This window comes from Enterobacter sp. BWH64, from assembly GCF_001037645.1.
Taxonomy (GTDB): Bacteria; Pseudomonadota; Gammaproteobacteria; order Enterobacterales; family Enterobacteriaceae; genus Enterobacter; species Enterobacter hormaechei_C.
Window position 1 is genome coordinate 2,655,420 of record NZ_KQ089922.1, and the last position, 26,911, is coordinate 2,682,330.

The window sequence follows — 26,911 nt, forward strand, 5'->3', positions numbered from 1 at the left end:
CCCCGCGCACCTGTGTTAACCTGCAATTGCTAACCCTGCGGTCATATGCAGACCATAAAATAGCCCACGGCCAATCAGTTCACCCAGCGCCACCAGCGCGACACCTGCAAACAGGCCGAGCGTTTTTGGCTCCTGACGACGAATCAGCGGGCAGATCCAGCAGCCTAAACCCGCCGCCAGCAACGCGATGCGCCATACCTGAAGCGAACCATAATCCGGAAGCAGGGCGTTAGCCTGCTGGATGGAACTCTGTATTGTCCCCAGCGTATTGCTTTGCAACACGACGACCGCCACGCAGACGATAAGTGCCAGTGCGCTGACTGACGCGGCAAGAGTACTTTTGAATGTCACGTTTGCAACGCGCAGCAGCAGCGCGGCCAGCAGAGGACCAGCCAGAACCATCGTCAGGAAGAAGCTCAGCGTGGTGTAACCCGTATACCAGGTCGGGACAGTCTCAATCTGATAGACCCGGGTCATCGCCCAGACAAAAACGATGCCCAGGATCTGGCTGACAACCAGCCAGATTTTGCCCAAAGCTGGGGGCATTTTACCGATAACCGACACCAGCCACCAGAAACCGCCCACGGCAAAGAAGATCGAACCCGCCGCGATCTCATTACTCAGCGCTGACGCGCCCACGCGGTTAAGCGAGTTGAAGGCACGCAGCGGGGAGCCAAGATGCAGTACCGAGGCCATAAACCCAATACCCATTACCAGCCAGAGAAAAAACAGGCTGCGCACGATGCGCATGCTGGCCTTGTCATCATTTTCCTTAAGCCAGACGAAGCCCATCACGATTAACGCGCCGGCCACGCACTGCCCGAAAACGGTGAAGATCACCAGCGGCCATTCATGCCATCCACTTCCCATCTCACACCTCCTTCGGGTTTGCCAGGTAGCCGGTGGTGTCACCCGTCGGACGGCTGTTGGCGTTAGGTTTAATCACAATACTCGGCTTCGTGAAGTGCGCAGACGGCAGCGGCGCGACGGCAGCAAGCTGACCGTGTTTTTTGCGCAGCTCCTCAATCGGGCCAAAGTCCAGCGCGCGCAGCGGGCAGGATTCGACGCAGATGGGCTTTTTACCGTCCGCCACGCGGCTGTGGCAGCCGTCGCACTTGGTCATGTGGCCTTTGGCGGCATTGTACTGCGGCGCGCCGTACGGGCAGGCCATGTGGCAGTAGCGACAGCCGATGCAGACATCCTCGTCCACCACCACAAAACCGTCGTCGCGCTTGTGCATTGCCCCGCTCGGGCAGACCTTGGTGCAGGCCGGATCTTCGCAGTGGTTGCAGGCAATCGACAGGTAATAGGCGAAGACATTCTGATGCCAGACGCCGTTGTCCTCCTGCCAGTCGCCGCCCGCATATTCATAAATACGCCGGAAGCTGACGTCCGGGGTCAGGTCTTTGTAATCCTTGCAGGCCAGCTCGCAGGTTTTACACCCGGTGCAGCGGCTGGAATCAATAAAAAATCCATACTGGGTAGTCATCGGTTAATCCTTATGCCTTCTCGATCTGCACCAGGTTCGTGTGCTGCGGGTTGCCCTTCGCCAGCGGTGACGGGCGGTGCGTGGTCAGGGTATTGATGCAGGAGCCGTGATCGACACGATCGCCATTCATGTTGGCGTCATGCCAGGCGCCCTGGCCCATCGCGCTTACGCCGGGCATGATGCGCGGGGTGACTTTCGCGGCAATACGCACTTCGCCGCGGTCGTTGAAGAAGCGCACCATATCCCCGTTTTTGATACCTCGTTGCTCTGCATCCACAGGGTTAAGCCACACCTCCTGGCGACAGGCGGCCTGGAGCACATCCACGTTGCCGTAGCTGGAGTGGGTACGGGCTTTAAAGTGGAAACCGAACAGTTGCAGCGGGAACTTGCTGCGCTCGGGCGCGTCCCAGCCTTCAAAGGTTGAGGTATAGACCGGCAGCGGGGTGATGGTTTCGTCTTTTTGCAGTTCCCAGGTTGCCGCAATATCCGCCAGCTTGCTGGAGTAGATCTCGATTTTGCCCGACGGGGTTTTCAGCGGATTGGCATCCGGATCGTCACGGAATTTTTTATAGGCCACAAAATGTCCGTTAGGATCTTTGCGCTTATAAATACCCATTTTTTTCAGCGCGTCGTAGGACGGCAGCAGCGGATCTTTGGCGACCATTTTGGCGTACAGGTAGCGCAGCCACTGCTCCTGCGTACGGCCTTCGGTGAATTTCTGATGGATATCCGGTCCGAGGCGTTTCGCCACTTCACTCATGATCCAGTAGATGGGCTTGCGCTCGAACTTCGGGGCGGTAACCGGCTGGAGGAAAATCAGGTATCCCATGTTTCCGGCGTAATCGTTGGGGATGATATCTTCCTGCTCGACGGTCATCAGATCCGGCAGAACAATATCGGCATACTTCGCGGACGAGGTCATGAAGTTATCGATGACGACGATCGTTTCGCACTTGCTCTCATCCTGCAAAATGTCGTGAGTTTTGTTGATATCGGAATGCTGGTTGATGATGGTATTACCCGCATAGTTCCAGATGAACTTGATCGGCACATCGAGCTTATCTTTGCCGCGTACGCCGTCGCGCAGGGCGGTCATCTCCGGTCCACGGGCAATGGCATCCGTCCAGCTGAAGCAGGAGATTTGCGTTTTCACCGGATTTTCCGGCAGCGGCATGCGTTCGATGGTGATGGTGTAGGTCGATTCGCGCGCGCCGCTGTTGCCGCCGTTAATGCCGACGTTGCCGGTCAGGATCGGCAGCATGGCGATGGCGCGGGACGTTTGCTCCCCGTTAGCCTGACGCTGTGGGCCCCAGCCCTGGCAAATGTAGGCCGGTTTCGCCGAACCGATTTCACGGGCCAGCTTAATGATGCGATCGGCAGAGATGCCCGTTATGCGAGACGCCCACTCAGGGGTTTTCGCGGTTTTGTCATCACCCTGGCCGAGAATATAGGCTTTGTAATGACCATTAGCCGGTGCGCCTTCCGGCAGGGTTTTTTCGTCATAACCCACGCAGTATTTATCGAGGAAAGGTTGATCGACCAGATTTTCATTAATCAGCACCCACGCAATACCTGCCACCAGCGCGGCATCGGTGCCCGGACGAATCGGGACCCACTCGTCTTCACGCCCTGCGGCAGTGTCGGTATAACGCGGATCGATAACGATCATCCGCGCGTTTGACCGTTCGCGCGCCTGCTCAAGGTAGTAAGTGATCCCGCCGCCGCTCATGCGCGTTTCCGCCGGATTATTGCCGAACATCACGACCAGTTTGGTGTTTTCGATATCCGATGTGCTGTTGCCGTCGTTGCTGCCGTAGGTGTAGGGCATTGCGCAGGCGATCTGCGCGGTGCTGTAGGTGCCGTAGTGGCTGAGGAAGCCGCCGTAGCAGTTCATCAGGCGCGCGACCAGCGAGGCATAAGGGGAGGAGCGGGTGATGTTGCCGCCTACAATTCCGGAGGAGTAGTTAATGTAGACCGCTTCGTTGCCGTATTTTTCGACCACGCTTTTCAGGCTCGCGGCGATGGTGTCCAGCGCTTCTTCCCAGGTGATACGCTCAAACTTGCCTTCTCCGCGTTTGCCCACGCGTTTCATCGGATAGTTCAGACGGTCTGGGTGATTAATGCGACGGCGAATTGAACGGCCTCGCAGGCAGGCGCGAACCTGATGGTTGCCGTAAATATCCTCGCCGGTATTATCCGTTTCAACCCAGTAGACTTCGTCATCGCGAACGTGCAGACGTAGCGCGCAGCGGCTACCGCAGTTTACCGAGCAGGCGCCCCAGACAACTTTGTCTTCTGCGGGCTGAATAGCGGACTGCACAGCGGCGGCGGCGCTTTTCAGACCAAAAGGTAATGCGATCCCACCGGCGGCAAGCGCCAGAGATCCTATGGCAGTAGATTTAACCAGAGTTCGACGGCTTATACCGCCGTGATGTTCAACTTCGGACATAACTCACCCCATCATTGTTAATAATTATTTTCACCCGTGACTACAACCGGGCTAATGATGGGGGGAGTGTTACTTATTTAGAGGTATTAAATATTAATCCTCGTCAAATCAGGGGAATTGAGTGGGAAAATCATTGCGGCTCAGCGGGCGCATTCTCTTGCGTACCTGCGCCGCTCACCGGGTAGTTGCCGCTACTGGTGCGGGTGTACAAAATTTTGAAAGTATCGTTGGCACAATGCCCAACGACCTGCGCATCCGGCTGATCGGCCTGATCGTTCGGGACGATGTTCAGGGTAAAGCCAGACTCCGGTACGCCGTTGTTGATAATCTTCTGCTGAATGTCGCTTTTCACGCGCTCGCAGGAGTCCGGGGCCGCAAGAAGAGCGGGTGAAGCACTCATTAACAGCAGGGCGGTAATCCAGGGTAACCGTTTCATCTGTAGCTCCTTTTCACTGTGTGGACTGTAAGCATAGCAGGGTTAGGGTAAGCTTTTGTTTTTGGACCTGTCTTTCTGAATTGTCCTGGAGCCCTGCCTGCGTCATAAAATAAATTGCGAGTAATGGTGCTGATTGTCTACCAGATAAGAAGGCAGGGTGCGTTTTGATACCTCTTGCCTGACCAGTTTTCGGTCTCGTCCCCAGATATCTTCGGCGTTGGTAATAACCTTCATAATATGTTCCGGGTTATTAAATTCCGGCAGATCGTATTCGGTATGAGAAATGGTAGACATTTTTTCGGAAATTCTTTCTGGAGTCATTACCCATGAGAAATGCCAGCCGCCATCTTTCACAATTTTATTATTGATTTTTAGCCAGTTCCATTTAAACCATGACCAGTTTTTATCTTTGCGCGCACGCTTCCAGTTTCTGAAAGATTCAGGCTCACCGTGGAAGAAATGCTTAAGGTTGTAATAGGACGTCGCGCGGGGCAAGGTACATTTTCTCGGCGTACCATCCGTGTTGTGAACCTGGAGATTAAACTGATAGTTGAACACGTTTTGATGAATAGTCGTGCAGAGCGCGCGCGGATTAATGGCCCTGACCGTGTCGGGAGAGAAGATTTCGTCAACGTCTGACACCAGAATCAGATCGTCGTCTGCCGCGTCTTTTAACCCGTTCATAATGGAGTTGCGAAGCGCTGCTTCATTTGCCCAGGCATCAACCTGGTTATTATCCGCACGGTTTAAAATAGGCTGCGCGTCAAAAGGCACGTAAATGATTTTGTCTTTGAATTTGGCAAACTTTGTAATATCGAAATGCAATTCTCTCGGTATGCCCGTAAAAGAGTGTGTTGCTTCTACAATGACAAAACGGTCAACGACATCAGCGAGAGTATGTAATCTGATGTCGAGCAACATATCTTCGTCATAGTATAAAAAACAGTCGTAAATCATGATGTTAACCCGAAAATTTAAGAATCTAATTTTATAATAGTGTGGAATCTTCCGCGCCCAAAGTAGCCACTTTGGCAGGTCTCGTCAATGCAAACGACGGATTTATACAGCGCAAAGAGTCAAATGAAGTGCTGTTATGTAAGTTGCTGTATTTGCTAATATGATTGTATCTCTCTTTGAACGGTAAATGATGTGAACAAATACGCAGCGATAACGCTACTGGCAACGGTACTGGTGGGATGCGACAACAACACCGCGCCGCTGTCATTTACGCCGGAGATGGCGAGTTTTTCGAACGAGTTTGACTTTGATCCTCTGCGCGGGCCGGTGAAGGATTTTACCCAGACGCTGTTCAACGATAAGGGTGAAGTCTCTAAACGTGTGACCGGCACGATGTCAACGGAAGGGTGTTTCGATACGCTTGAACTGCACGATCTCGACGCTAATACGGGCGTTGCGCTGGTGCTGGATGCTAACTACTACGTCGATGCGGAAACCCAGCAGCAGAAGGTAAAGTTGCAGGGAAAATGTCAGCTGGCGGAACTGCCGTCTGCCGGCCTGACGTGGGACACGGACGATAACGGGTTTGTGGTTGCCGCGCACAGCAAAGAGATGGAAGTGAAGTACCAGTATGACGCCGACGGCTACCCGCTGGGTAAAACTACGGTTTCCGGCGACAAGCGTTTATCGGTCAAGTCGGTGCCGTCGAAAGATCTGCGCAAGCGCATGGATTATACGGCGGTAAGCCTGTTGAACGATAAACCGATGGGCAATGTAAAGCAGAGCTGTGATTACGATCGCCACAATAACCCGGTGAGCTGTGAGCTGGTGATCACCGATGACAGCGTCAAACCTGCCGTTGAGCACAAGTACACCATCAAAAACAGCATTGAATATTATTGAGAATAAAACCGCGCAGGTTACTGCGCGGTGGGTTTAAGCAGGCTGGCGGAGGAGGACTTATGCCCGGCCAGATGCTGATGCTGGAAAATGCACATGCGGATGGTGTTACGGTATTCGCCGTTAATAAAGAACTCATGGATCAGTTCACCTTCCACCATAAAGCCCAGCTTACGGTAGATATGAATCGCTTTTTCGTTCTCTTTGTCGACGATAAGGTAAAGCTTGTAGAGATTCAGGACGTTAAACCCGTAATCCATCGCCAGCTTTGCCGCCCGCGACGCAAGACCTTTCCCCTGGTGCTCCGGTGAAATAATGATCTGAAATTCCGCTCGACGGTGAACGTGGTTGATCTCAACCAGTTCAACCAGCCCGGCTTTCTCACCTTCGCACTCCACCACAAACCGGCGTTCACTCTGATCGTGGATATGCTTGTCGTAGAGATCGGACAGCTCGACAAACGCCTCATAAGGCTCTTCAAACCAGTAGCGCATCACGCTGGCATTGTTGTCGAGCTGGTGAACAAAGCGTAAATCTTCGCGCTCCAGCGGACGGAGCTTAACGTCACACGGCGTCGACATTACGGTGCTACCGTGCGGCCAGTGCGACGATCCAGACAGCGCAGGGTGTTAGGCTCCCAATAGGCGTTGACGTTGGCACTTTGCTGGCATTTGTCGCGGGCATCAAACGCGACGTCTTCTTTATCCCACTCTTTTTCCACGCGCTTATTCACTTTCTGACGCAGGCTGCGGGTGTCATTCCATTGTTCTTTGTCCATGGCGGCGTTCTGACGGCTTTGCGCGCTGTCACCAGACTCAATGATGAGTTTGCTGGTTTCGGCTGATGCCGTTGCGGCGAAGGCGAACGATGACAGCGCCAGTACGGCTGTCAGACAAAGGCGTTTGCTTAATGTAGTCATAGCGTTTCCTTTAAACGGGTGCAGACAATCGGATTACCCCGTTGGATTCTACACCAATCCGAAAGGGTGTCATACCCGCGCGGCAGGTATGGGAACGATGTGAACATTATCGCGTATGATGTCTAAATCAATCCTCACGAAACGAGAAAAATGTTCAAAACGACGCTGCTTTTTTTCGCGACCGCGCTGTGCGAAATCATCGGATGCTTTTTGCCGTGGCTCTGGCTAAAGCGGGGCGCTTCCGCGCTGCTGCTGATCCCGGCGGGTGTGTCCCTGGCCCTTTTTGTCTGGCTGCTCACCCTGCATCCGGCCGCCAGCGGGAGGGAATATGCGGCCTACGGCGGAGTGTACGTCTGTACCGCGCTGCTGTGGCTGCGCGTTGTCGATGGCGTCAGGCTAAGCCTGTATGACTGGGCAGGCGCGCTGATTGCCCTGTGCGGCATGTTGATCATCGTGGCCGGTTGGGGACGCGCATAAGCGTCCTTATAGTGTGATCGCCCGCTGATTTTACGATCATTATACTTGTATGGTAGTAGTGTAGTTGCGTAAATTTCCTGCATCACAACGAGCGATGTAAGGAAATGGATTATGAAGATTGTCGGGGCTGAAGTATTTGTCACCTGCCCGGGGCGTAACTTTGTCACCCTTAAAATCACCACCGATGAGGGCATTGTCGGCCTGGGTGATGCCACGCTGAACGGACGTGAACTTTCCGTTGCCTCCTACCTGAAAGATCACCTGTGCCCTCAGTTGATTGGCCGCGATGCGCACCGCATCGAAGATATCTGGCAGTTCTTCTATAAAGGCGCTTACTGGCGTCGTGGTCCGGTCACCATGTCAGCGATTTCTGCCGTGGATATGGCGCTGTGGGACATTAAGGCGAAAGCCGCGAACATGCCGCTCTATCAGCTTCTGGGCGGAGCCTCCCGGGAAGGGGTGATGGTTTATTGTCACACCACCGGGCACACCATTGACGACGTGCTGGAAGATTATGCCCGTCATAAAGAGATGGGCTTCAAGGCAATTCGCGTGCAGTGCGGCGTGCCGGGAATGAAAACCACCTACGGCATGGCAAAAGGAAAAGGGCTGGCGTATGAGCCAGCGACCAAGGGCGCCTGGCCGGAAGAGCAGCTATGGTCCACTGAAAAATACCTCGACTTCACGCCGAAACTGTTCGACGCAGTGCGCAGTCAGTTCGGCTTCAATGAACATCTCCTTCACGACATGCACCACCGTCTGACGCCCATCGAAGCGGCGCGATTCGGCAAAAGCATTGAAGAGTACCGTCTGTTCTGGATGGAAGATCCGACTCCCGCTGAAAACCAGGAGTGTTTCCGCCTGATCCGCCAGCACACCGTCACGCCAATTGCGGTGGGGGAAGTGTTCAACAGCATCTGGGACTGCAAGCAGCTGATTGAAGAGCAGCTCATTGACTATATCCGCGCCACCATAACCCATGCGGGCGGCATCACCGGGATGCGTCGCATTGCGGACTTTGCCTCACTTTATCAGGTGCGTACCGGCTCACACGGCCCGTCGGATCTGTCGCCGATTTGCCACGCCGCGGCGCTGCATTTTGACCTGTGGGTACCGAACTTTGGCGTGCAAGAGTATATGGGGTATTCGGAGCAGATGCTGGAAGTGTTCCCGCACAGCTGGCGCTTCGATAACGGCTATATGCACCCGGGCGACAAGCCAGGGCTGGGCATTGAGTTTGATGAGAAGCTGGCGGCGAAATACCCGTACGATCCGGCTTATCTGCCGGTGGCTCGTCTGGAAGACGGCACCCTCTGGAACTGGTAAACGAGGAGCGAATGATGAAAAGCGTAGTGATCCAACAGCCGGATGTGCTGGTGATTGAAGAGCGTCCTCTCCCGTTGCCGGGCGCAGGCGACGTCCGCGTCAAAATTAAGCTCGCCGGTATTTGCGGTTCAGACAGCCATATCTATCGCGGGCATAACCCGTTTGCGAAATACCCGCGGGTAATCGGTCACGAGTTCTTTGGCGAAATAGACGCGGTTGGCGAAGGCGTGGAGGGCACCCGACTGGGCCAGCGCGTTTCGGTTGATCCGGTGATCAGCTGCGGGCACTGCTACCCGTGTTCCGTTGGAAAACCGAACGTTTGTACTTCGCTGGTGGTGCTGGGCGTCCACCGTGACGGCGGCTTCAGCGAATACGCCGTGGTGCCGGCGAAAAATGCCTGGCGCATTCCGGATGCGATCCCTGACCACCACGCGGTGATGGTTGAGCCATTCACCATTGCCGCCAACGTGACGGGGCAGGCGAAACCCACCGAACAGGATGTGGCGCTGATTTACGGCGCAGGCCCGATGGGGCTGGTCACCGTGCAGGCGCTGAAGGGCGTTTACAAGGTGAAGCAGGTCATCGTGGTGGATCGCATTGATGAGCGGCTGGAGATGGCGCAACGCAGCGGCGCAGACTGGGTCTTCAACAACGGCGAGCATTCTTTACAGGCCGCGCTGGATGAAAAAGGCATCAAGCCGACGTTAATCATCGATGCTGCCTGTCATCCGTCCATTTTACAGGAAGCGATTACGCTGGCGTCTCCGGCGGCGCGCATCGTGCTGATGGGCTTCTCCAGCGACCCGAGCCAGATTGTGCAGCAGGGGATCACCGGCAAAGAGCTGTCGATCTTCTCTTCGCGCCTGAATGCCAACAAATTCCCGGTGGTCATTGACTGGCTGGAAAAAGGGCTGATCGACCCTGAAAAACTGGTCACCCATACATTTGACTATCACCACGTTACAGACGCCATCGAACTGTTTGAAAAAGACCAGCGGCAGTGCTGCAAAGTCTTGCTCACGTTCGACCAATAATAATTCACGCGGTTAAGAGCCTGCGAAGACAGGCTCTCAGTGGTACGCATCTTACCTTGCAGAGATAGCCATTATGACTCAAGCACAACCTCAAAGAAGTACGTCAGATCTGGTGAAAGCCGCCGTATCTGGCTGGCTGGGCACCGCCCTGGAGTTTATGGATTTCCAGCTCTACTCCCTTGGCGCCGCGCTGGTGTTTCATGAAATTTTCTTCCCTGAGCAGTCCGCGGCCATGGCGCTGATCCTGGCGATGGGCACCTACGGCGCAGGCTACATCGCGCGTATTGTCGGGGCATTTATCTTCGGCAGAATGGGCGACAGAATTGGCCGTAAAAAAGTGCTGTTTATCACCATCACCATGATGGGGATCTGCACCACCTTAATCGGCGTCCTGCCAACCTACGCGCAGATCGGGATTTTCGCACCGGTGCTGCTGGTGACGCTGCGTATTATTCAGGGGCTGGGCGCGGGGGCTGAAATCTCCGGCGCAGGCACCATGCTGGCCGAATACGCCCCGAAGGGTAAACGCGGCATCATCTCCTCGCTGGTGGCCATGGGCACCAACTGCGGGACGCTGAGCGCCACGGCGATCTGGGCCGTGATGTTCTTTGCCCTCGATCGTGAAGAACTTATTGCCTGGGGCTGGCGCGTGCCGTTCCTCGCCAGCGTGGTGGTGATGATCTTCGCCATCTGGCTGCGTATGAACCTTAAAGAGAGCCCGGTGTTTGAGAAGGTAAACGATGCCGAAGCCGTTGCGCCGGTTGCTGCGCAGGATACCTCGGTCGGCGCGATGTTTAAGAGCAAATCGTTCTGGCTGGCGACGGGGCTGCGCTTTGGTCAGGCCGGTAACTCTGGGCTTATCCAGACCTTCCTTGCCGGGTACTTGGTACAGACGCTGTTATTTGATAAGGCGATCCCAACCGATGCGCTGATGATCAGCTCGATTCTTGGCTTCGTCTCCATCCCGCTGCTGGGCTGGCTGTCCGATAAAGTGGGGCGCCGTCTGCCATATATCATCCTTAACATTTCAGCCATTATTCTGGCTTACCCGATGCTGTCGATTATCGTCGATAAGAGTTACGCGCCGGGCGTGATTATGCTCTCTATCATCGTTATTCATAACTTTGCGGTGCTCGGGCTGTTTGCGCTGGAAAACATCACCATGGCGGAGATGTTTGGTTCGCGAAACCGCTTTACCCGCATGGCGATCTCCAAAGAGGCGGGCGGTCTGGTGGCGGTAGGCTTTGGTCCGGTGCTGGCGGGGATCTTCTGCAATATGACCGGGTCCTGGTGGCCGATTGTGGCGATGCTGGTGGCGTACTCGCTGATTGGGCTGGTCTCCGCTTTGCTGATGCCAGAAGTGCGCGACCGCGATTTGAGCCTGGTGGAAGATGCAGCTGAACCCCTGCGCCAGAGCGATACCGCAGCGAAGCAGCGGAAATATGGAGCCCTGTCATGAGTTTGATAACTTTATGATTGGCAATGCGAGAGGTGTTGAACTTTATCGTAACGTCGCGAAAGCGCTGCCAATTATTGATTATCACTGTCACCTGGACGCGAAAGATATCTTCAAGAATAAAAATCTCGATAATATTACCGAACTCTGGCTGGCTGGCGATCATTATAAATGGCGCGCCATGCGCGCCAACGGTATTGACGAAAAATACATTACGGGCGATGCCCCGGCGGAGGATAAATTTGCGGCATGGGCTGAAACGGTCGAAGCGAGCTATGGAAATCCGCTCTATCACTGGACTCATTTAGAACTTCACCACTATTTTAACTGTGACGAACCGCTGGGCAGGCATAACTGGCGTGAAATAATGGAGCACTGTAATCTGCTATTGCAGCAGCCTGATTTTACGCCGAGGGAACTCATTAAACGCTCCAGGGTAGAAGTTATTTGCACGACAGATGCTCCGCTTGATGATTTACGCTACCATCAATTATTGCGTGATGACGCGACGTTCAACGTTAAGGTATTACCGACCTTTCGTCCGGACGATGTTTTTGCGCAAAACGCGGAACAGTTTGCCGACTTTATCGATCGATTAGGTGAGACGACAGGATCTAAAATCCAGACATTCAGCGATTTTGTTAAGGGAATGAGCCAGCGTATTGCCTGGTTCCACGAAATGGGGTGCCGAATTTCCGATCACGGACCCGTGGAGATCCATTTTCAGTCAGCAGATGAAAGTCAGGTTGAATCCGTGTTTGCCCGAAAGCGCCGGGGTGAAAATCTGGACGCCCGTAATAATGCGATTCTTGACAGTGCCATTTTTATTATGCTGGCGCATAATTACAGGCAGCATAACTGGGCAATGCAGATACACTTCGGTGCGATTCGCAATAATAATTCCCGCATGTACCGTTCTTTGGGTAGTAATACTGGTTTTGACTCGCTGACCGATCAGTCGAATCTTGCGGCCAATCTCAACCAACTCCTGGATGCAATGGCGCAGGCTGAAGCTTTGCCCAAAACCATTCTATATAACCTCAACGCCAGCTATAACGATATTGTCGCGACGACTATCGCTAATTTTCAGACTGCGGAATTGGGCGTTAAATCGCCGATACAGTTTGGCTCCGGATGGTGGTTTAACGACACTCAACGCGGAATGGAAAACCAGCTACATAGCCTTGCGGATCAGGGGCTATTAATGAATTTTGTCGGTATGTTAACCGATTCCCGTAGTCTGGTTTCGTATACTCGCCACGATTATTTTCGTCGTATTTTGTGCAATATCATTGGCGGCTGGGTGGAGCGTGGTGAAGTTCCGGATAATAACGCCATCCTAACGAAGATGGTTAAAAATATTTGCCATGATAATGCTGAAAACTATTTCAGATTCTAAATTCTACTCACTGAGTGGGGATGGAACATGTCTCGTACTGCAAAAAAAATTACTATTCCGGTTAGTATCGGCTACGGACTAACGGATATTATGGGCGGCGGTGCCTTTACCGTTATCGGCGCCTGGTTATTATTCTTCTATACGACATTTGTTGGGTTGTCACCGGTTGAAGCGGCGTCTATTGTTGCTATAGCGCGCATTGTCGATGCTATCGTTAGTTTGTTTATGGGAAGTTTCACTGACCATTTTTACAAAAACTATTTTGGTAAAAAATTTGGTCGCCGACGTTTCTTTTTGCTGATCGGTGCACCGTTGATGCTGGTCTATGCATTGCTGTGGCTTGATGGCATGACATACGGTTTTTATCTCGCCGTCTATCTAGCATTTGAAATTATTGCTGCAATGGTACTGATCCCGTGGGAAACGTTACCGTCAGAAATGACAAAAGACTTTAACCAGCGGACCAAACTCTCTACCTGTCGCATGTTTCTTTCAGCGTCCGGGACGTTTCTGGCGACATTTATTCCCGGATTACTGATCGGCTATTTCGGGGAAAACAGCGCCCATGCCTACCTCATAAACGGCGTTATTTTTGCTGTACTGTTTATGGTATGTGTATTCATCTCGTGGAAAGTGACCTGGGAACGCGAGTTGACGCCGGAAATGCTCTCCGGGCTGGAAAAAAACACACGCCCACAAACAGCAGGGGAGAAGCTGGCTGCCTTTGGACGACTTTTTAAGGAGTATGGTTCCACCCTGAAAATCCGGGCCTTCAGGAAACATCTCGCCATCTATCTGCTGTCGTTTACCGGCAAAGATGTCTACAACACGGTATTTGTATTTTTCTGCGTCTACTGTCTGAATGTCTCTTCCTCACTGGCAGGCACGCTGCTGTCGATGAGTATTGTGGGGCTGCCCGTCACGTTAATTGCGGGTATAGGGATCATCAGATATGGGCCATCAAAGCTATATGTATTTGCCTATTCACTGATGTTGCTCTGTTTGGGGGGCTTCTTTGCCGTGTACCAGATCCCTGCGCTGAATACCGTCGCGACGCTGGTCATTCTGGCCGGGGTGTATCAGGTGGGGCGCTGCGTCCTTGAGTTTACACCGTGGAACGTGTTCCCGTTCATTCCAGATATCGATGAAATGGTCAGCCGTCAGCGTCGTGAGGGACTGTTTGCCGCGGTAATGACATTTTCCCGAAAAACCACGGTCGCTATTGCCACCTTTATTGTGGGTCTCCTGTTACAAAGCGGCGGATTTGTAAAAGGGAGCCAGACACAGCCAACCGAAGCCATCCACACCATCGCAATGCTGATGTTCATCGGCACTGCTGCCTTGCTTATCCTGGCCCTGTGGCAGGCTCTGACATTCAACCTGAACAAGCGTACGCACAAAATCTTTGTGGATGAGCTGGATCGCCTGAAAGCCAACGGCTCTCCCCAACGCGTATCCGCCGAAGCTCGCCGGGTCGTGGAAGATTTAACAGGCTATTCCTACGACAGGTTGTGGCGTGAGCCGACGGTCCGGTCCGGCGAGCAGACGGTGCGCACCCCTGTATGATCTGGTTTATATCTTTTGCCAGATGTCACACAACTTGATTTTTATATCACACCACTTGGCCGAAAGTTAATGTAAATCAATGTTCATGGCAGCATAACCAGTATTGTGATCGGCAGGATAAAGTAATGACACTGCCATTCTAGTTGGTTTAGTCAACCGGCGCAGCCGCACTGTCACCAGAGCGGCTGCGGATCTCAGCGTTCATAATTAACGAGTCTCAATCATGGAAAACCGTTTATTACAGGCGAAGGCAACGCGTCCTCAGTACGATCGCGACAGCCTCAAGGCACGCATTGTTCATTTAGGGTTTGGCGCGTTTCACCGTGCGCACCAGGCGGTGTACACCGATATACTCGCCGCAGAACAGGGCAGCGACTGGGGTTACTGCGAAGTTAACCTGATTGGCGGCGAACAGCAGATCGCCGATCTGAAGGCACAGGATAATCTTTATACCGTAGCAGAGATGTCTGCCGATGCGTGGACGGCGCGCGTGGTCGGCGTCGTCAAAAATGCGCTGCATGCGCAGGTCGACGGCCTTGAAACCGTGCTGGCGGCGCTGTGCGATCCGCAGGTCGCCATTGTTTCCCTGACCATCACCGAGAAAGGGTATTGCCACTCCCCGGCAACCGGACAACTGATGTTCGATCATCCGTTAATCGTTGCCGACCTGCAAAACCCCCATCAGCCGAAATCTGCGCCAGGCGTAGTGGTTGAAGCGCTGGCGCGGCGTAAGGCGGCGGGGCTGCCAGCATTCAGCGTGATGTCATGCGATAACATGCCGGAAAACGGCCATGTGATGCGCAATGTCACCTGCGCCTACGCGCGCGCTGTTGACGGCGAACTGGCCGACTGGATTGAAGCGAACGTCACCTTCCCGTCAACCATGGTGGACCGTATTGTGCCCGCCGTCACGGCTGAAACGCTGGATAAAATTGAACAGCTGACCGGCGTACGCGATCCGGCAGGTGTCGCCTGCGAGCCGTTCCGCCAGTGGGTGGTTGAAGATAATTTCGTCGCCGGACGTCCACAGTGGGAAAAGGCCGGTGCGGAACTGGTTTCTGATGTCATTCCGTTTGAAGAGATGAAGCTGCGTATGCTTAACGGCAGCCACTCGTTCCTGGCCTATCTCGGCTACCTGGCCGGTTATCAGCACATTAACGACTGCATGGAAGATGAACATTATCGCGCAGCCGCGCATGCGCTGATGCTGAAAGAGCAGGCGCCGACGCTGAAAGTGAAGGGGGTGGATTTAGCTCACTATGCCGACCAGCTGATCGCACGTTACAGCAATCCGGCCCTGCGTCACCGCACCTGGCAAATCGCCATGGACGGTAGCCAGAAATTGCCGCAGCGGATGCTCGATTCCGTGCGCTGGCACCTTGTCCACCAGAAACCCTTCCCGCTGCTGGCCCTGGGTGTGGTGGGCTGGATGCGTTATGTCGGCGGTGTGGATGAGCAGGGTAACGCGATTGAGGTGAGCGATCCGCAGCTGGCGGTGATTCAGGCGGCGGTAAACGGTAGCGCTGAAGGCGAAAGCCGCGTTAGCGCGCTGTTGGGCATTGAGGCTATTTTCGGTAACGAGCTGCCGAAGGACGCGGTGTTTGTGGCTGCGGTCATGCAGGCCTATCAAACGTTGCTGCAAAAAGGCGCGAAGGCCACGGTTGCTGAGTACGCCTCCCGGCTTTAACGCGATGACATGCCGCCGTCCGCGGCGGCATGTCGGGGCGCAGCTTAGTGCATCCCCAGGCGAATCAGCTCAATCGGTTCGAACTTACCTTCGCATCCTTCGACTTCAACCGTTTTACCACGACGCACCTGCTCGGCATTAAGGCCGTCGCTGTGGATCGCTTTAATCACGCCGAACTGGCCTGTGCCGCTAATCATGACGCGGCTGCCAGTGGTGATTGCATTTCGGTTACGGTCGTATGTCATCATGGTATTTTCTCCTCTCGTACTTATCCGTTACGGCGCTAATTCAACGGCTGCCGTTCACGGGGCACTATTAATACGCCTCTCTTTAACGAAATTATTTGCTTTTGATCAAGCTCACACTTTTTTCTTATTTCATGCAGGCGTTGACGGTTCAGGACACCACTTTACAAAGCGGACAGTTATTTTCCTTAATTGATAGTTTCCGGGTGCAAGTGTTTAGGCTTTGTTTATATCCACAATGTCATTCTGGAGGCAGAAAATAACCCTTCATCGGAAAAGGAGTCAGGCTTATGTATAAGAAAATTTTGATGCCTGTTGATGTGTTTGAAATGGATTTGAGCGATAAAGCGGTACGCCACGCGGTCAACCTCGCGAAGACGGAAGGCGCGACGATCACCCTGATCAACATTCTCCCGAACAGCAGCCGTTCGTTACTGCGGGGATTCAATGCCGATATTAAGAAGTTCGAAGAGTATATGACCGCCGAGTCTGATAAGAAGATGAAGGCGCTGAAACGGCTCTTTGATATGTCCCCGGACAATATTGACTGTGAAGTTCGCTTCGGCAACGTACGCGATGAAATCATCAAGCTCAGCAAAGAGGGGAAATATGATGTCATTGTTATCGGATCAAAAAATCCGAGCATTACAACCCATCTGCTGGGTTCGAATGCTGAAACTATCCTGCGCTACGCCACTATTCCGGTATTAGTGGTCCGCTAATTACTTCGCCGCAACCGAAAGGGGGCGGCGAGGTTTTATTCTTCGCTGAACCACTCGCGGTTTTCCTGACGAATTAACTGAACTGACTCACTAATTTCCTGAAGGTGAAGCGTCATCGCTTTATCTACGGCTTCCACGTCGCGTTTTTTCAGCGCGCTGAAAATATCATGATGCTGGCGCAGCAACATCTCTGGCGGAGAAACATGGTCGAGGCTCATGTAGCGCACGCGGTCGATGGTAGCTTTGATGTTTTCGACGGTATCCCACGCGAGCTGGCACTCGGCGATCTGCGCCAGTTTCTGGTGGAACTCGTCGTCCAGCTGGAAAAAGTCGTTTAACTGTTTGCGGTCGATGGCGATTCGTTGCTGATGCAGGTTTTGCTCCAGCAGGTAGCACTGGTTATCGTTGATGAGCGACGCGGCGCGACGCACCACGGCGCACTCGATGGCCTGGCGAACAAAACAGCCATTCCGTACCTGCGAAAGCGAAATTTTATTTACATAGCTGCCGCGCTGAGGGCGGATCTGAATAAGGCCGTTTTCTGCAAGCTTAATAAACGCCTCACGTACGGGCTGACGGGAAACGTCAAAACGTACCGAAACCTCTTTTTCTGAGAGTGGCGTTCCCGGTGGGATCAGGCAGCGAACAATATCACGGCGTAAGATGCGATATATTTGCTGATTAACGGGCTGGGTAGGATTAAGTTGCGATTCAGCGGCCATGGGTTGTGATTTCTCAGAGAGTTAACCTGAACATACTACCATTCTTTTCCCTGCCATCACATACCCGGCCCGCAGGCCGGGTGGGGTAAATTAACCGCGATGCACGCTGAGTCCGGCATAGGTCTGGCTGACGGGCATCATCTCAACCGTATTGATGTTGACATGCTTCGGCAGATTCGCGACCCACCAGACGGTTTCGGTGATATCTTCCGGCGTCAGCGCATTCGCGTTTTCATAGGTTTTATCCGCTTTGGCGTCGTCGCCTTTGAAACGCACGTTGGAGAATTCAGTTCCGCCTACCAGACCCGGTTCAACATCGGTCACGCGGATCGCGGTTCCGTGCAGGTCGGTGCGCAGGTTCAGGCTGAACTGGCGGACAAAGGCTTTGGTCGCGCCATAGACGTTGCCGCCCGCGTAAGGCCAGCTTCCGGCGGTGGAACCGATGTTAATGATATGGCCACGGTTACGTTCAACCATGCCCGGCAGCACGGCGCGGGTCATGTACACCAGCCCTTTGTTGTTGGTGTCGATCATGTTTTCCCAGTCTTCCACGCTGGCTTTGTGGGCAGGCTCCATGCCCAGTGCCAGGCCAGCGTTATTGACCAGCACGTCAATTTCACGCCATTCGGCAGGCAGGTTGGCAATCATCTCTTCGATGGCGGCGCGGTTGCGGACGTCCAGCTGCGCGGTCAGAATGCTGTCACCCAGCTCGTCTTTTAGCTCCTGCAAACGCTCCTGACGGCGCCCTGTTGCAATCACTTTGTGTCCGTTGGCGACGAAGCGACGCGTGATGCTTTCACCAAAACCCGCTGTCGCCCCGGTAACTAAAATAATCATCTCACTGTTCCTCAACGCTTTTTGTGTTGTACTAACATAGCACGCTCTCCGGCACGTCGTTAAGGCAACATTTGTATGACGCCATTGCAGGCCGGCGCAGGCTGGCCTACTCTGGGGAGAAATACCGTGCTCAGGAGTAAACGATGTCGGTCAACAATCCTTTTTTTGAAATTAGCCTGTTGCCTTATCAGGCGCCACGTTTTGATGCGATTAACGACAGCCATTATCGTCCGGCATTTGATGAAGCAATGCGCCTGAAGCGTGCAGACATTGACGCGATTATCGCGCAGCGCGCCGCGCCGGACTTCGACAATACCGTGCTGGCGCTGGAAAAGAGCGGGGCCATGCTGTCGCGCGTGAGCAGCGTGTTCTTCGCCATGACGTCCGCACACACCAACGATGATCTTCAGGCACTGGACGAGCAGTTCTCCACCGAACTGGCCGGGCTGGCGAACGATATCTGGCTAAACGATACGCTTTTCGCCCGCGTGGAAGCCGTCTGGCAGGATCGCGAGGCGCTGGATGCCGAATCCCGACGACTGACGGAGGAGATGTATCAGCACTTTGTTCTTGCGGGCGCGCGTCTGAACGCCGATGAAAAAGCCGAGCTGAAAGCCCTGAATACCGAAGCCGCCACCCTGACCAGCCAGTTCAACCAGCGCCTGCTGGCGGCGAACAAGGCGGGAGGGCTGGTGGTGGACAATGTTCACCAGCTTGACGGGCTCAGTGCGGAGGAGGTGGCTGCCGCGGCTCACGCTGCCGCAGAAAAAGGGCTGACGGATCGCTGGCTGATCCCGCTTTTGAATACCACGCAACAGCCCGCGCTGGCGGCGCTGTCGTTGCGCGAGACCCGTAAAAAGTTGTTCAGCGCGGGCTGGGAACGCACTCAGAAAGGCGACGAAAACGATACGCGCGAGCTGATCCGTCGGCTTACCGGGTTACGGGCAAGACAGGCGCAGCTGCTCGGCTTTGACAACTATGCGAGCTGGAGCATTGCCGATCAGATGGCGAAAACGCCGGAAGCCGCGCTCGAATTCATGCGCGGGATAGTTCCTGCGGCACGCGGCAGGGCCGCGCTGGAGCAGGCGGATATTCAGAAGGTCATCGACGACGAGCAGGGTGGTTTTACGGTACAGGCCTGGGACTGGGCGTTTTATGCCGAACGCGTGCGCTCAGCGAAATACGCGCTGGATGAGTCGCAGATCAAACCCTATTTCGCACTCAATACCGTGCTGGAAGATGGCGTATTCTGGACCGCCACGCAGCTGTTCGGTATCCGCTTTGTCGAGCGTTTTGATATTCCGGTTTACCACCCGGATGTTCGCGTGTGGGAGATTTTCGACCACACGGGTGAAGGCATGGCGCTGTTCTACGGCGACTTTTTCGCGCGTGATTCCAAAGCGGGCGGCGCGTGGATGGGGAATTTTGTTGAGCAGTCTTATGAGTTTGCCGCGCGTCCGGTGATTTATAACGTCTGCAACTATCAAAAACCGGCGAACGGGCAGACCGCGCTGATCTCCTGGGATGATGTGATTACCCTGTTCCACGAGTTTGGCCATACCCTGCATGGCCTGTTTGCCAGCCAGCGCTATGCCACGCTTTCAGGCACCAACACGCCACGTGATTTCGTTGAATTTCCTTCGCAAATCAATGAACACTGGGCCAGCCATCCGCAGGTATTTGCGCACTTTGCTCGTCACTATCAAACCGGCGAACCGATGCCGGATGCGCTGCGGGAAAAAATGCTCAATGCGACCCAGTTTAATAAGGGTTATGACATGACGGAGCTATTGAGCGCCGCGCTGCTGGATATGAACTGGCACGGCATTCAGGAGCCCGTTGAAGACGTGGAAGCCTTTGAAGCCGCCGCGTTGAAAAAAGAGGGGTTGGATCTTCCAGCCGTACCGCCGCGCTATCGCAGCAGCTATTTCGCCCACATCTTCGGCGGCGGCTACGCGGCGGGCTATTACGCCTATCTCTGGACGCAGATGCTGGCGGACGATGGCTACCAGTGGTTTGTCGAGCAGGGCGGTTTGACACGCGTGAACGGACAGAAATTCCGCGAGGCGATTTTGTCCCGCGGCAACAGCACTGATTTAGCTGAACTTTACCGGAACTGGCGCGGGCACGATCCGAAGATCGAACCGATGCTGGAGAATCGCGGATTGAGTGCGTAAGGCTTTTTAGTGTGGGAACAGAACCGGGCGCGAGGCCCGGTTTTTTCTTTCCCAAAATGAATCCTTAATTCTGCGAAATTTGCAGGAGGATAGGGGTCAGCTTCACGTAGCTACACCTTTACTTTTACCCAGTAAGGATCCCCGCGACTTTAGAACATCTGGCGCTTTAACTCGGCTTTATCCGTTGGCCGGACTAAAGATACTGCTTCAGCGTCCACGTTTATAAGTCAGCCATCCCTCACAGGATGGCTGTATATTGTTTAATTTAATGAAATACGAACCACACTATCCGGGCCTTTCGTCGTGTTGTCGTCATTGAAGTCCTGCTTCACGGTTACGTATAACGTTTTACCGTCCGGTGTTACCAGAAGACTGTTGGGATGGCTGGTGAACGTCCAGCTGTTTTTCACAGCATAGCTCCCGGCGTCAAGCTGCAACACCTTCCTGGATTCGCGCTGAGTGATGAAAATTTCGTTGCGCTCAGCGTTAAACTTAATTCCCAGCGCATCGCCTTTAAGACGCTTGATAACTTTCCCGCTGCGCTCATCAAATACCAGTGTGGTTTTGGCTTTTGAATCATCAGTCACGAACAGGCGCCCGGTGGACGGATCTTCTGCCATATTCAGGAACAAATACGCTTTTTTATCTCCCGGCGTCCAGCGCTGTTCGATTTTATACGTCTCCGGGTTAATCACCAGAATTTCACCGCCGCCATTGGCGGCATAAAGGCGGTCTGTCAGCGGCGAATAAATAATCCCCGTCACCCATTTCCCGGCATTTTCGATTCGGGCTTTTAGCGTCATGGTGTTGGCATCAACCACGGAGATAAACCCAGGGTCGGCAACGCCGCCGATAAACAGTTGTCCCTTGTGGAAGAGGATTTCACGCGCACCAACCGGGTCGCCATCCTTGCCTTTGCCTTCAAACATCAGGCGCTGTAGCACCTTGCCGCTTTGCACGTCCACTTTCGATACCCCGCCATCAAGGGTGTTGGTGGTGTAGTAGACCTTGCCATTATCGTCCGCTGCCATGCCGAAGTTTTTCAGGTCGGTGTGGGTTTCACCTTGCGTGGCAAGCGTTGTGGGATCCAGTTTATAGAGCACTCCGCCGTTGACGTTTTTGAAACTCTGTGCGCTCGCAACGTACAACGCGTTTGCCGTTGGGGAGTAAACCATCTCATACAGACCGTCAGCGAGTTCGCGCTGCTTGAGCTCAGCCGAACCCGGGAGGGCTGCTGACGCCGTTGCGCTCAGGGTTAACGCCGCGGTAAGAATGCTTAAGCCCCATGTCTTTCCTTTTAGCCAATGGAATGTGTTCATTTTTTGTTCCTGTCATGCGCGAGCCGCGCTGATTTTGATAAATATACATTTATTTACATTTAACTTACAAAATTACCTGTGCATAATAAAGCAAATAATTATCATTTCCATTCTTATTTGGATGAATGATTTGCACATAACGACAACAACAGACAGGTAACATGATGATTTTTAAAGGCAGGGCTAATCGCGCGAAAGCGCCCGCAGGGTTAATTCCTGCTTCCTTCTCACTTTCACTGCTTGCGCTGGCAATGTCCGCCGTCATGCACCCGGCACAGGCGGATGAAAATACGCAAGAACAAGAGATGGTTGTCTACGGTGACGGGAACGGGAGCGCCGACTCGCAGCAGGATTATGCGGTAAAAACCACGCGTTCAGGCACCAAAATGCTGCTGATCCCGCGCGATATCCCCCAGTCAGTCAGCGTCGTGACGCGCCAGCGTATGCAGGATCAAGACCTGCAAACCATTGACCAGGTACTTACCAATGCCACCGGCGTTTCGTCGCAGCAGGTTGATAGCGAGCGTTCCAGCTACTTTTCCCGCGGCTTTGAAATCACCAATTTCGCCTACGATGAGATCCCCACATCAATGGGCGACGCGTGGAACTTTGGCGATGCGCAGGAAGATACTGCCATTTATGATCGTATAGAGATTGTGCGTGGCGCAAACGGCCTGATGACCGGCGCTGGCGATCCGGGAGCAACGGTGAACATGGTGCGTAAACGTGCCGACAGTAAAACCTTCAGGGGCAACGTCAGCGCAAGTTACGGAAGCTGGAACAAACAGCGTTATGTGGGCGACATCTCCGCGCCCCTCAATTCCGACGGCAGCCTGCGTGGGCGCGTCGTGGCAGGTTATCAGGATCAGGACAGCTGGCTTGACAGATATGGCAAGCGCAAGAAATTTCTCTATGGCGTCATTGAAGGCGATGTAACGGAACACACGACGGCCTCGCTGGGCTGGGACTATCAGCAAACAAACACAGCCAACCCGACCTGGGGCGGATTACCCAGCCTGTACAGTAACGGCAGCCGTACCCATTACGATCGCAACGTCAATACCTCGGCAGTCTGGACGGGATACTCCGTTGAGTCGCGTAAAGTTTTTGCTAACCTCACCCACAACTGGGATAACGGCTGGTCGGTGCGTTTCAATGGAACCCACGGCGAGCAAACGTTCAATGATACCCTGCTTTATGTGATGGGCAATCCGGACGTCACCACCGGAGAAGGCGCATCAGGCTGGGGTAGTAAGGATCGCGGCAAGCGCACTCTGGACGCCTTTGATGCCTACGCCAGCGGGCCTTTTGAACTTCTCGGGCGTCAACATCAGCTGATGGCCGGAGCCAACTATAGCCGACAGCACAATGCTACCTTCAGCAAAGACGGGCCAATGGACAGTGCTCAGATTGGCATCTTCAACAACAGCTGGGACGGCAGCGTGGTCGAGCCGGAGTGGGGCGACTGGTATCAAAATGCGGATGATATCGTGCGGCAAAAATCGGCGTATACGGCGGCACGCCTGTCGCTGGCGGATCCCTTGTCGCTAATCGTTGGCGCACGTTATACCCAGTACAGCTCAAATGGCAGCAGCGGCGATATGCGTAAATACAACACCACCCCTTACGGCGGGCTGGTGTATGACATCAACGACAGCCTTTCCGCTTACGCCAGCTATACCTCAATTTTTGCCCCGCAAACCAAACGCACGAAAGAGGGTGCATGGCTCTCTCCCGTCACCGGTAAAAATTATGAAACCGGCCTGAAGGCAGACTGGATGGACGGTCGACTGACCACCAACGTTGCCGTATTCCGCATAGAACAGGAGAACGCGGGGGAGGAAATCAGCGGGGTATTCGTTAATGGATCCAGCGAACAAGCTTATCGCGCAACCAAAGGCGCAGTGAGCAAAGGGGCGGAATTTGAGGTGAACGGTGCCGTTACCGACAATCTACAGCTTACCTTCAGCGCGACCCGCTATGTTGCCCGTGATTCAGATGGCCGCTTCAACAGCTTCGCGCCGCAGACGCAGCTTAAGCTGTTCAGCCGTTACCGCGTCCCGGCGCTTCCGGATCTGACCGTAGGCGGCGGCGTGAACTGGCAGAATCAGGTGTACAAAGATGTCACTGGTCCGGACGGCGAGACGCAGCGCCTCTATCAGGGCAGCTATCCGCTCGTCGACTTGTTCGCGCAGTATCAGCTGACGAAACAGCTGGCGGTGCAGGCAAACGTTCGTAACCTGTTCGACCGCGAATACTACTCCTACCTCGATGACTCTGCCGTCTATGGCGAACCGCGTAGCGTCTCGGTAAGCATGAGTTACACATTCTGATCTAATCAGCTTATCGCTATCCTGGCCATCACCTGTTCCGAAATGCGCTTCGGCCCCACCAGCGGCAACGACACGGCGATGGCCGCCATGCCATTGCCATCCTGGTAACGAATAATGTGCCGGTTTGAACGGGGGACGAGCCTGGTGCCGGAAACATTGGATCAGTTAAAGAAGACGTATGTTGGATATGCAGTAAAAGAGCCAGACGCAAAAGCGTAAATATTCAATGAACAGGACGCCCTCAGACTCGAGGGTAATCCTGAGCAATACACAACTCCTCAAGTTATTTAATCACTATGTATCTATCTATATAGCGAGTTGGGCTACAACTGTGCAAAAGTCCTTGATGACAATGAGTTCAAGATTCTTCTACGCAAAGCCACGAGGAGTTTACGCAGCATGTTTCATGAATAATTGCCCACATTTGGATGACAACATCTGACCAAGTCGACCATGCACCACCCAGACCGATTTCCTTTTATTCAACCTTGCATCAACGGCGCGCTTGAGGAGGTTGTCATTGCGGTGATTTTTCTGGAAAATTCGATATATAAAAGAATACATAACGAGAGGGTGTTTATGGCCAGGAAACGAATGCAGGTTGCGCTGGTGGCGGTTGCGCTGCTGCAAATGCCATCCATGGCGCTGGCAAAGGATATCAGGGTGACTTATGCCGGTTCCATGGGCAAAGTAATGGACCAGGGGTTAGGTCCGGCTTTTTCCAGAGCAAATAACGACGGCTATCAGGGGCAGGGTCAGGGTGCATACGGGATGGCACGCCTGCTTGCAAGCCACAAAATTGAGGCTGATGTGTTTGTCTCCATCACCCCGGGGCCGATGCAAATTCTCAAAGACGCCGGGCTGATAGATGAGGCGGTCCCTGTCGCCAGTACCAGCATGGTGGTCGCTTACAGTCCTGAGGGTAAACATGCAGCGCAGTTTGAACAGGCCAACAGAAAGAAAGACGGCTCGTGGCTGACTCTGCTGACGCAGAAAGATGTCTTATTTGGCCGCACCGATCCTTATGTCGACCCAAAAGGCCAGAATATTGTGTTTAGCCTGATGCTGGCGGAAAAGTATTACAACATGCCGGGCATCACCGATAAAATTTTAGGCTCGCTGCAAAACCCACAGCAGACTCATCAGGAAGGAGGGCTGCTGGCGCGTCTGGAAAGCGGTCAGGTGGATGCAGCAGCGGGATACGAGAGTGAAGTTCGCTCAGCGCATTTGCCGTATGTCGCGCTGCCGGATGAAATAAACCTCAGCAACCCGGCGATGACGAAACAGTGGTATGACACCGTCAGTTTTACCATTAAAGACAGCAAAGGCCAGGATCAAATTCTGCACACTCAACCAATGGTGTTCTATGCGGCGGTGCTGAAAAACGCGCCGAATGGTGTAGAACAGGGACAAAAGTTCGTATCGTTCATGCAAAGCGCCGAGGGGCAGAAATTGTTCAAAGCGTTTGGCTACGCCGAACCTAAAGGAGACAGCTTATACGCCCGCTAAGAAAACCGGGCTGGGTGGCGGGGTGGTTATCTCTGCCCGCTATCCTGCTGTTAAGTATCCCCTTTATCACGCTGATTAGCGTCACGCCCTGGCATCATCTGAAGCTGGCCTGGCGCGACGACAGCGCCATTGCCGTCTCTATGGGACTGGGTGTGCTGGCACTCGGAATTATCATTCTTATCGGCATGCCGGTGGCATGGTGGCTGTCACAAGCCACGGGTCGAAAACGATTGATCGGTGAACTGCTGGTGATGATCCCTCTGCTGACGCCACCGCTGGCAATGGGGATCTTGCTGGTTTCGGCTTTCGGGCCTTATGGCGTGATTGGCCGCTGGCTTTCACTGTTGGGAGCTACGCTGGTAAATAATCCGGCGGCGTTTGTGCTGGCTCAGGTTTACGGCGCTTTGCCTTATTTTATCGTGGTGTCGCGTTCGGCGTTTGCCACTGTTCCCAAGAATATTCTTGAAGCGGGACAAACGTTGGGAGCTTCTCCCTGGAACCGCTTTCGTTTTCTTTCATTACCCCTGGCATTGCCTGGGCTGGCTTCTGCCGTAACACTCGCCTGGGTTCGCGCGGTAGGCGAGTTCGGGATCGTGATGATCTTTGCTTATTTCCCGCAGGGTATACCGGTAAAGCTGTATACCAATCTGCAAAATGACGGGGTGGACACAGTATATACTTTGCTATGGATGCTGCTGGTAGTGACGCTTCCCCTGCCAATGGTCTGCTTTGCTCTTGGCAAACGAATGGCCAGGAAATGAACACCCCTTAGATCGTCCGTTCCTCGTTCATAGCGGATGAGCTTGCTCACGTTTCCATTTCAGCGGGCTATCTCGAATAACCCCAAACCGGATTCTTCATAAAAGGCCACACACAGAAACCTCCAGTCAGTCAGACTGAAAGTACAGGGCAGGAAGAAAATGTGGCGCGCGCTGGATATGTCTTACAATCG

Annotated in this window: 24 protein-coding genes; 13 read left to right on the forward strand and 11 right to left on the reverse strand. The window is 53.7% G+C overall.

Features of this window, described 5'->3' with window-relative positions; genetic code table 11:
* Nucleotides 1–15: 15 nt before the first annotated feature.
* The 5 genes from SK50_RS12790 to SK50_RS12810 all read right to left on the reverse strand — a co-directional run bounded on the left by SK50_RS12790 (nt 16) and on the right by SK50_RS12810 (nt 5,331).
* The gene (locus SK50_RS12790; RefSeq protein WP_023296531.1) at nt 16–870 is read right to left on the reverse strand and encodes a dimethyl sulfoxide reductase anchor subunit family protein; all 855 of its coding nucleotides are present in this window, start codon (nt 868–870) and stop codon (nt 16–18) included.
* Between the two features lies 1 nt (nt 871).
* The gene (locus SK50_RS12795) at nt 872–1,489 is read right to left on the reverse strand and encodes a DMSO/selenate family reductase complex B subunit (protein ID WP_017384545.1); all 618 of its coding nucleotides are present in this window, start codon (nt 1,487–1,489) and stop codon (nt 872–874) included.
* Nucleotides 1,490–1,499: 10 nt separating this feature from the next.
* Complete coding sequence (gene ynfE, locus SK50_RS12800) at nt 1,500–3,938, reverse strand: selenate/tellurate reductase subunit YnfE (RefSeq protein ID WP_048229512.1); 2,439 nt, start codon at nt 3,936–3,938, stop codon at nt 1,500–1,502.
* 130 nt (nt 3,939–4,068) lie between these two features.
* On the reverse strand, nt 4,069–4,374 hold the full coding sequence (locus SK50_RS12805; protein WP_003857424.1) for a DUF1161 domain-containing protein: 306 nt from the start codon (nt 4,372–4,374) through the stop codon (nt 4,069–4,071).
* A 102-nt stretch (nt 4,375–4,476) separates the two neighbouring features.
* Nucleotides 4,477–5,331: a glycosyltransferase family 17 protein gene (locus SK50_RS12810; RefSeq protein ID WP_003857421.1), complete on the reverse strand. Its 855-nt coding sequence runs from the start codon at nt 5,329–5,331 to the stop codon at nt 4,477–4,479.
* A gap of 192 nt (nt 5,332–5,523) precedes the next feature.
* Here SK50_RS12810 and SK50_RS12815 point away from each other — a divergent pair, with 192 nt between their 5' ends.
* The gene (locus SK50_RS12815; protein WP_017384542.1) at nt 5,524–6,234 is read left to right on the forward strand and encodes a YnfC family lipoprotein; all 711 of its coding nucleotides are present in this window, start codon (nt 5,524–5,526) and stop codon (nt 6,232–6,234) included.
* A 17-nt stretch (nt 6,235–6,251) separates the two neighbouring features.
* Here the strand turns inward: SK50_RS12815 and speG are convergent, their stop codons facing one another.
* Both speG and SK50_RS12825 read right to left on the reverse strand, forming a co-directional pair.
* Complete coding sequence (gene speG / locus SK50_RS12820) at nt 6,252–6,812, reverse strand: spermidine N1-acetyltransferase (protein WP_003857416.1); 561 nt, start codon at nt 6,810–6,812, stop codon at nt 6,252–6,254.
* The gene (locus SK50_RS12825; RefSeq protein ID WP_006808856.1) at nt 6,812–7,150 is read right to left on the reverse strand and encodes a DUF1283 family protein; all 339 of its coding nucleotides are present in this window, start codon (nt 7,148–7,150) and stop codon (nt 6,812–6,814) included. Before SK50_RS12825 ends, speG begins: the two co-directional genes overlap by 1 nt.
* Nucleotides 7,151–7,300: 150 nt before the next feature.
* Between SK50_RS12825 and SK50_RS12830 the strand changes: the two genes are divergently transcribed.
* The 7 genes from SK50_RS12830 to SK50_RS12860 all read left to right on the forward strand — a co-directional run bounded on the left by SK50_RS12830 (nt 7,301) and on the right by SK50_RS12860 (nt 16,095).
* Nucleotides 7,301–7,627, forward strand: coding sequence for a YnfA family protein (locus SK50_RS12830; RefSeq protein ID WP_048229513.1), 327 nt, complete (start codon nt 7,301–7,303; stop codon nt 7,625–7,627).
* Nucleotides 7,628–7,738: 111 nt separating this feature from the next.
* Complete coding sequence (gene manD / locus SK50_RS12835) at nt 7,739–8,953, forward strand: D-mannonate dehydratase ManD (protein ID WP_017384541.1); 1,215 nt, start codon at nt 7,739–7,741, stop codon at nt 8,951–8,953.
* 14 nt (nt 8,954–8,967) lie between these two features.
* Nucleotides 8,968–9,987, forward strand: a complete 1,020-nt coding sequence (locus SK50_RS12840) for a Zn-dependent oxidoreductase (RefSeq protein ID WP_023296536.1) — start codon at nt 8,968–8,970, stop codon at nt 9,985–9,987.
* Between the two features lie 73 nt (nt 9,988–10,060).
* Nucleotides 10,061–11,446 carry an MFS transporter gene (locus tag SK50_RS12845; RefSeq protein ID WP_017694076.1) on the forward strand — a complete coding sequence of 462 codons (1,386 nt, stop codon included), beginning with the start codon at nt 10,061–10,063 and terminating at the stop codon, nt 11,444–11,446.
* On the forward strand, nt 11,430–12,842 hold the full coding sequence (gene uxaC, locus SK50_RS12850) for a glucuronate isomerase (protein WP_045344782.1): 1,413 nt from the start codon (nt 11,430–11,432) through the stop codon (nt 12,840–12,842). The genes SK50_RS12845 and uxaC overlap by 17 nt, the downstream gene beginning before the upstream one ends.
* 27 nt (nt 12,843–12,869) lie before the next feature.
* Nucleotides 12,870–14,408 carry an MFS transporter gene (locus SK50_RS12855; protein ID WP_015570613.1) on the forward strand — a complete coding sequence of 513 codons (1,539 nt, stop codon included), beginning with the start codon at nt 12,870–12,872 and terminating at the stop codon, nt 14,406–14,408.
* A gap of 223 nt (nt 14,409–14,631) precedes the next feature.
* Nucleotides 14,632–16,095 (forward strand): mannitol dehydrogenase family protein, encoded by a 1,464-nt coding sequence (locus SK50_RS12860; RefSeq protein WP_048229514.1) that lies wholly within the window; start codon nt 14,632–14,634, stop codon nt 16,093–16,095.
* A gap of 44 nt (nt 16,096–16,139) precedes the next feature.
* Here the strand turns inward: SK50_RS12860 and ydfZ are convergent, their stop codons facing one another.
* Nucleotides 16,140–16,343: a putative selenium delivery protein YdfZ gene (gene ydfZ / locus SK50_RS12865; protein WP_003857405.1), complete on the reverse strand. Its 204-nt coding sequence runs from the start codon at nt 16,341–16,343 to the stop codon at nt 16,140–16,142.
* A 287-nt stretch (nt 16,344–16,630) separates the two neighbouring features.
* Here ydfZ and SK50_RS12870 point away from each other — a divergent pair, with 287 nt between their 5' ends.
* Nucleotides 16,631–17,062, forward strand: a complete 432-nt coding sequence (locus SK50_RS12870; protein ID WP_017694075.1) for a universal stress protein — start codon at nt 16,631–16,633, stop codon at nt 17,060–17,062.
* 35 nt (nt 17,063–17,097) lie between these two features.
* On the opposite strand, the gene SK50_RS12875 is transcribed toward SK50_RS12870, so the two are convergent.
* Nucleotides 17,098–17,784: a GntR family transcriptional regulator gene (locus tag SK50_RS12875; protein WP_017694074.1), complete on the reverse strand. Its 687-nt coding sequence runs from the start codon at nt 17,782–17,784 to the stop codon at nt 17,098–17,100.
* A 90-nt stretch (nt 17,785–17,874) separates the two neighbouring features.
* Entirely contained in the window at nt 17,875–18,621 is a 747-nt protein-coding gene (ydfG, locus tag SK50_RS12880; protein ID WP_015570609.1) for a bifunctional NADP-dependent 3-hydroxy acid dehydrogenase/3-hydroxypropionate dehydrogenase YdfG, read from the reverse strand.
* A 143-nt stretch (nt 18,622–18,764) separates the two neighbouring features.
* Between ydfG and dcp the strand changes: the two genes are divergently transcribed.
* Nucleotides 18,765–20,798, forward strand: a complete 2,034-nt coding sequence (dcp, locus tag SK50_RS12885; protein WP_045344783.1) for a peptidyl-dipeptidase Dcp — start codon at nt 18,765–18,767, stop codon at nt 20,796–20,798.
* Nucleotides 20,799–21,058: 260 nt separating this feature from the next.
* Here dcp and SK50_RS12890 read toward each other — a convergent pair whose 3' ends face one another.
* Complete coding sequence (locus tag SK50_RS12890; protein WP_048229516.1) at nt 21,059–22,117, reverse strand: YncE family protein; 1,059 nt, start codon at nt 22,115–22,117, stop codon at nt 21,059–21,061.
* Nucleotides 22,118–22,281: 164 nt separating this feature from the next.
* On the opposite strand from SK50_RS12890, the gene fhuE reads away from it, so the two are divergent.
* The 3 genes from fhuE to SK50_RS12905 all read left to right on the forward strand — a co-directional run bounded on the left by fhuE (nt 22,282) and on the right by SK50_RS12905 (nt 26,720).
* Complete coding sequence (gene fhuE, locus SK50_RS12895; protein WP_048229518.1) at nt 22,282–24,450, forward strand: ferric-rhodotorulic acid/ferric-coprogen receptor FhuE; 2,169 nt, start codon at nt 22,282–22,284, stop codon at nt 24,448–24,450.
* 594 nt (nt 24,451–25,044) lie between these two features.
* Complete coding sequence (locus SK50_RS12900; protein ID WP_017694070.1) at nt 25,045–25,959, forward strand: extracellular solute-binding protein; 915 nt, start codon at nt 25,045–25,047, stop codon at nt 25,957–25,959.
* Nucleotides 25,960–25,973: 14 nt separating this feature from the next.
* Nucleotides 25,974–26,720 (forward strand): molybdate ABC transporter permease subunit, encoded by a 747-nt coding sequence (locus SK50_RS12905; RefSeq protein WP_017694069.1) that lies wholly within the window; start codon nt 25,974–25,976, stop codon nt 26,718–26,720.
* Nucleotides 26,721–26,911: the final 191 nt, after the last annotated feature.

Excerpts from the sequence above, each read along its gene's own strand:
- ydfZ (WP_003857405.1), bottom strand. The coding sequence starts at position 16,343 with ATGATGACATACGACCGTAACCGAAATGCAATCACCACTGGCAGCCGC.
- SK50_RS12870 (WP_017694075.1), top strand. The coding sequence starts at position 16,631 with ATGTATAAGAAAATTTTGATGCCTGTTGATGTGTTTGAAATGGATTTG.
- dcp (WP_045344783.1), top strand. The coding sequence starts at position 18,765 with ATGTCGGTCAACAATCCTTTTTTTGAAATTAGCCTGTTGCCTTATCAG.
- SK50_RS12840 (WP_023296536.1), top strand. The coding sequence starts at position 8,968 with ATGAAAAGCGTAGTGATCCAACAGCCGGATGTGCTGGTGATTGAAGAG.
- SK50_RS12875 (WP_017694074.1), bottom strand. The coding sequence starts at position 17,784 with ATGGCCGCTGAATCGCAACTTAATCCTACCCAGCCCGTTAATCAGCAA.
- SK50_RS12830 (WP_048229513.1), top strand. The coding sequence starts at position 7,301 with ATGTTCAAAACGACGCTGCTTTTTTTCGCGACCGCGCTGTGCGAAATC.
- speG (WP_003857416.1), bottom strand. The coding sequence starts at position 6,812 with ATGTCGACGCCGTGTGACGTTAAGCTCCGTCCGCTGGAGCGCGAAGAT.
- SK50_RS12795 (WP_017384545.1), bottom strand. The coding sequence starts at position 1,489 with ATGACTACCCAGTATGGATTTTTTATTGATTCCAGCCGCTGCACCGGG.
- SK50_RS12890 (WP_048229516.1), bottom strand. The coding sequence starts at position 22,117 with ATGAACACATTCCATTGGCTAAAAGGAAAGACATGGGGCTTAAGCATT.
- SK50_RS12810 (WP_003857421.1), bottom strand. The coding sequence starts at position 5,331 with ATGATTTACGACTGTTTTTTATACTATGACGAAGATATGTTGCTCGAC.
- SK50_RS12845 (WP_017694076.1), top strand. The coding sequence starts at position 10,061 with ATGACTCAAGCACAACCTCAAAGAAGTACGTCAGATCTGGTGAAAGCC.
- SK50_RS12860 (WP_048229514.1), top strand. The coding sequence starts at position 14,632 with ATGGAAAACCGTTTATTACAGGCGAAGGCAACGCGTCCTCAGTACGAT.
- ydfG (WP_015570609.1), bottom strand. The coding sequence starts at position 18,621 with ATGATTATTTTAGTTACCGGGGCGACAGCGGGTTTTGGTGAAAGCATC.
- SK50_RS12900 (WP_017694070.1), top strand. The coding sequence starts at position 25,045 with ATGCAGGTTGCGCTGGTGGCGGTTGCGCTGCTGCAAATGCCATCCATG.
- uxaC (WP_045344782.1), top strand. The coding sequence starts at position 11,430 with ATGGAGCCCTGTCATGAGTTTGATAACTTTATGATTGGCAATGCGAGA.
- SK50_RS12825 (WP_006808856.1), bottom strand. The coding sequence starts at position 7,150 with ATGACTACATTAAGCAAACGCCTTTGTCTGACAGCCGTACTGGCGCTG.
- manD (WP_017384541.1), top strand. The coding sequence starts at position 7,739 with ATGAAGATTGTCGGGGCTGAAGTATTTGTCACCTGCCCGGGGCGTAAC.
- SK50_RS12805 (WP_003857424.1), bottom strand. The coding sequence starts at position 4,374 with ATGAAACGGTTACCCTGGATTACCGCCCTGCTGTTAATGAGTGCTTCA.
- fhuE (WP_048229518.1), top strand. The coding sequence starts at position 22,282 with ATGATTTTTAAAGGCAGGGCTAATCGCGCGAAAGCGCCCGCAGGGTTA.
- ynfE (WP_048229512.1), bottom strand. The coding sequence starts at position 3,938 with ATGTCCGAAGTTGAACATCACGGCGGTATAAGCCGTCGAACTCTGGTT.
- SK50_RS12855 (WP_015570613.1), top strand. The coding sequence starts at position 12,870 with ATGTCTCGTACTGCAAAAAAAATTACTATTCCGGTTAGTATCGGCTAC.
- SK50_RS12790 (WP_023296531.1), bottom strand. The coding sequence starts at position 870 with ATGGGAAGTGGATGGCATGAATGGCCGCTGGTGATCTTCACCGTTTTC.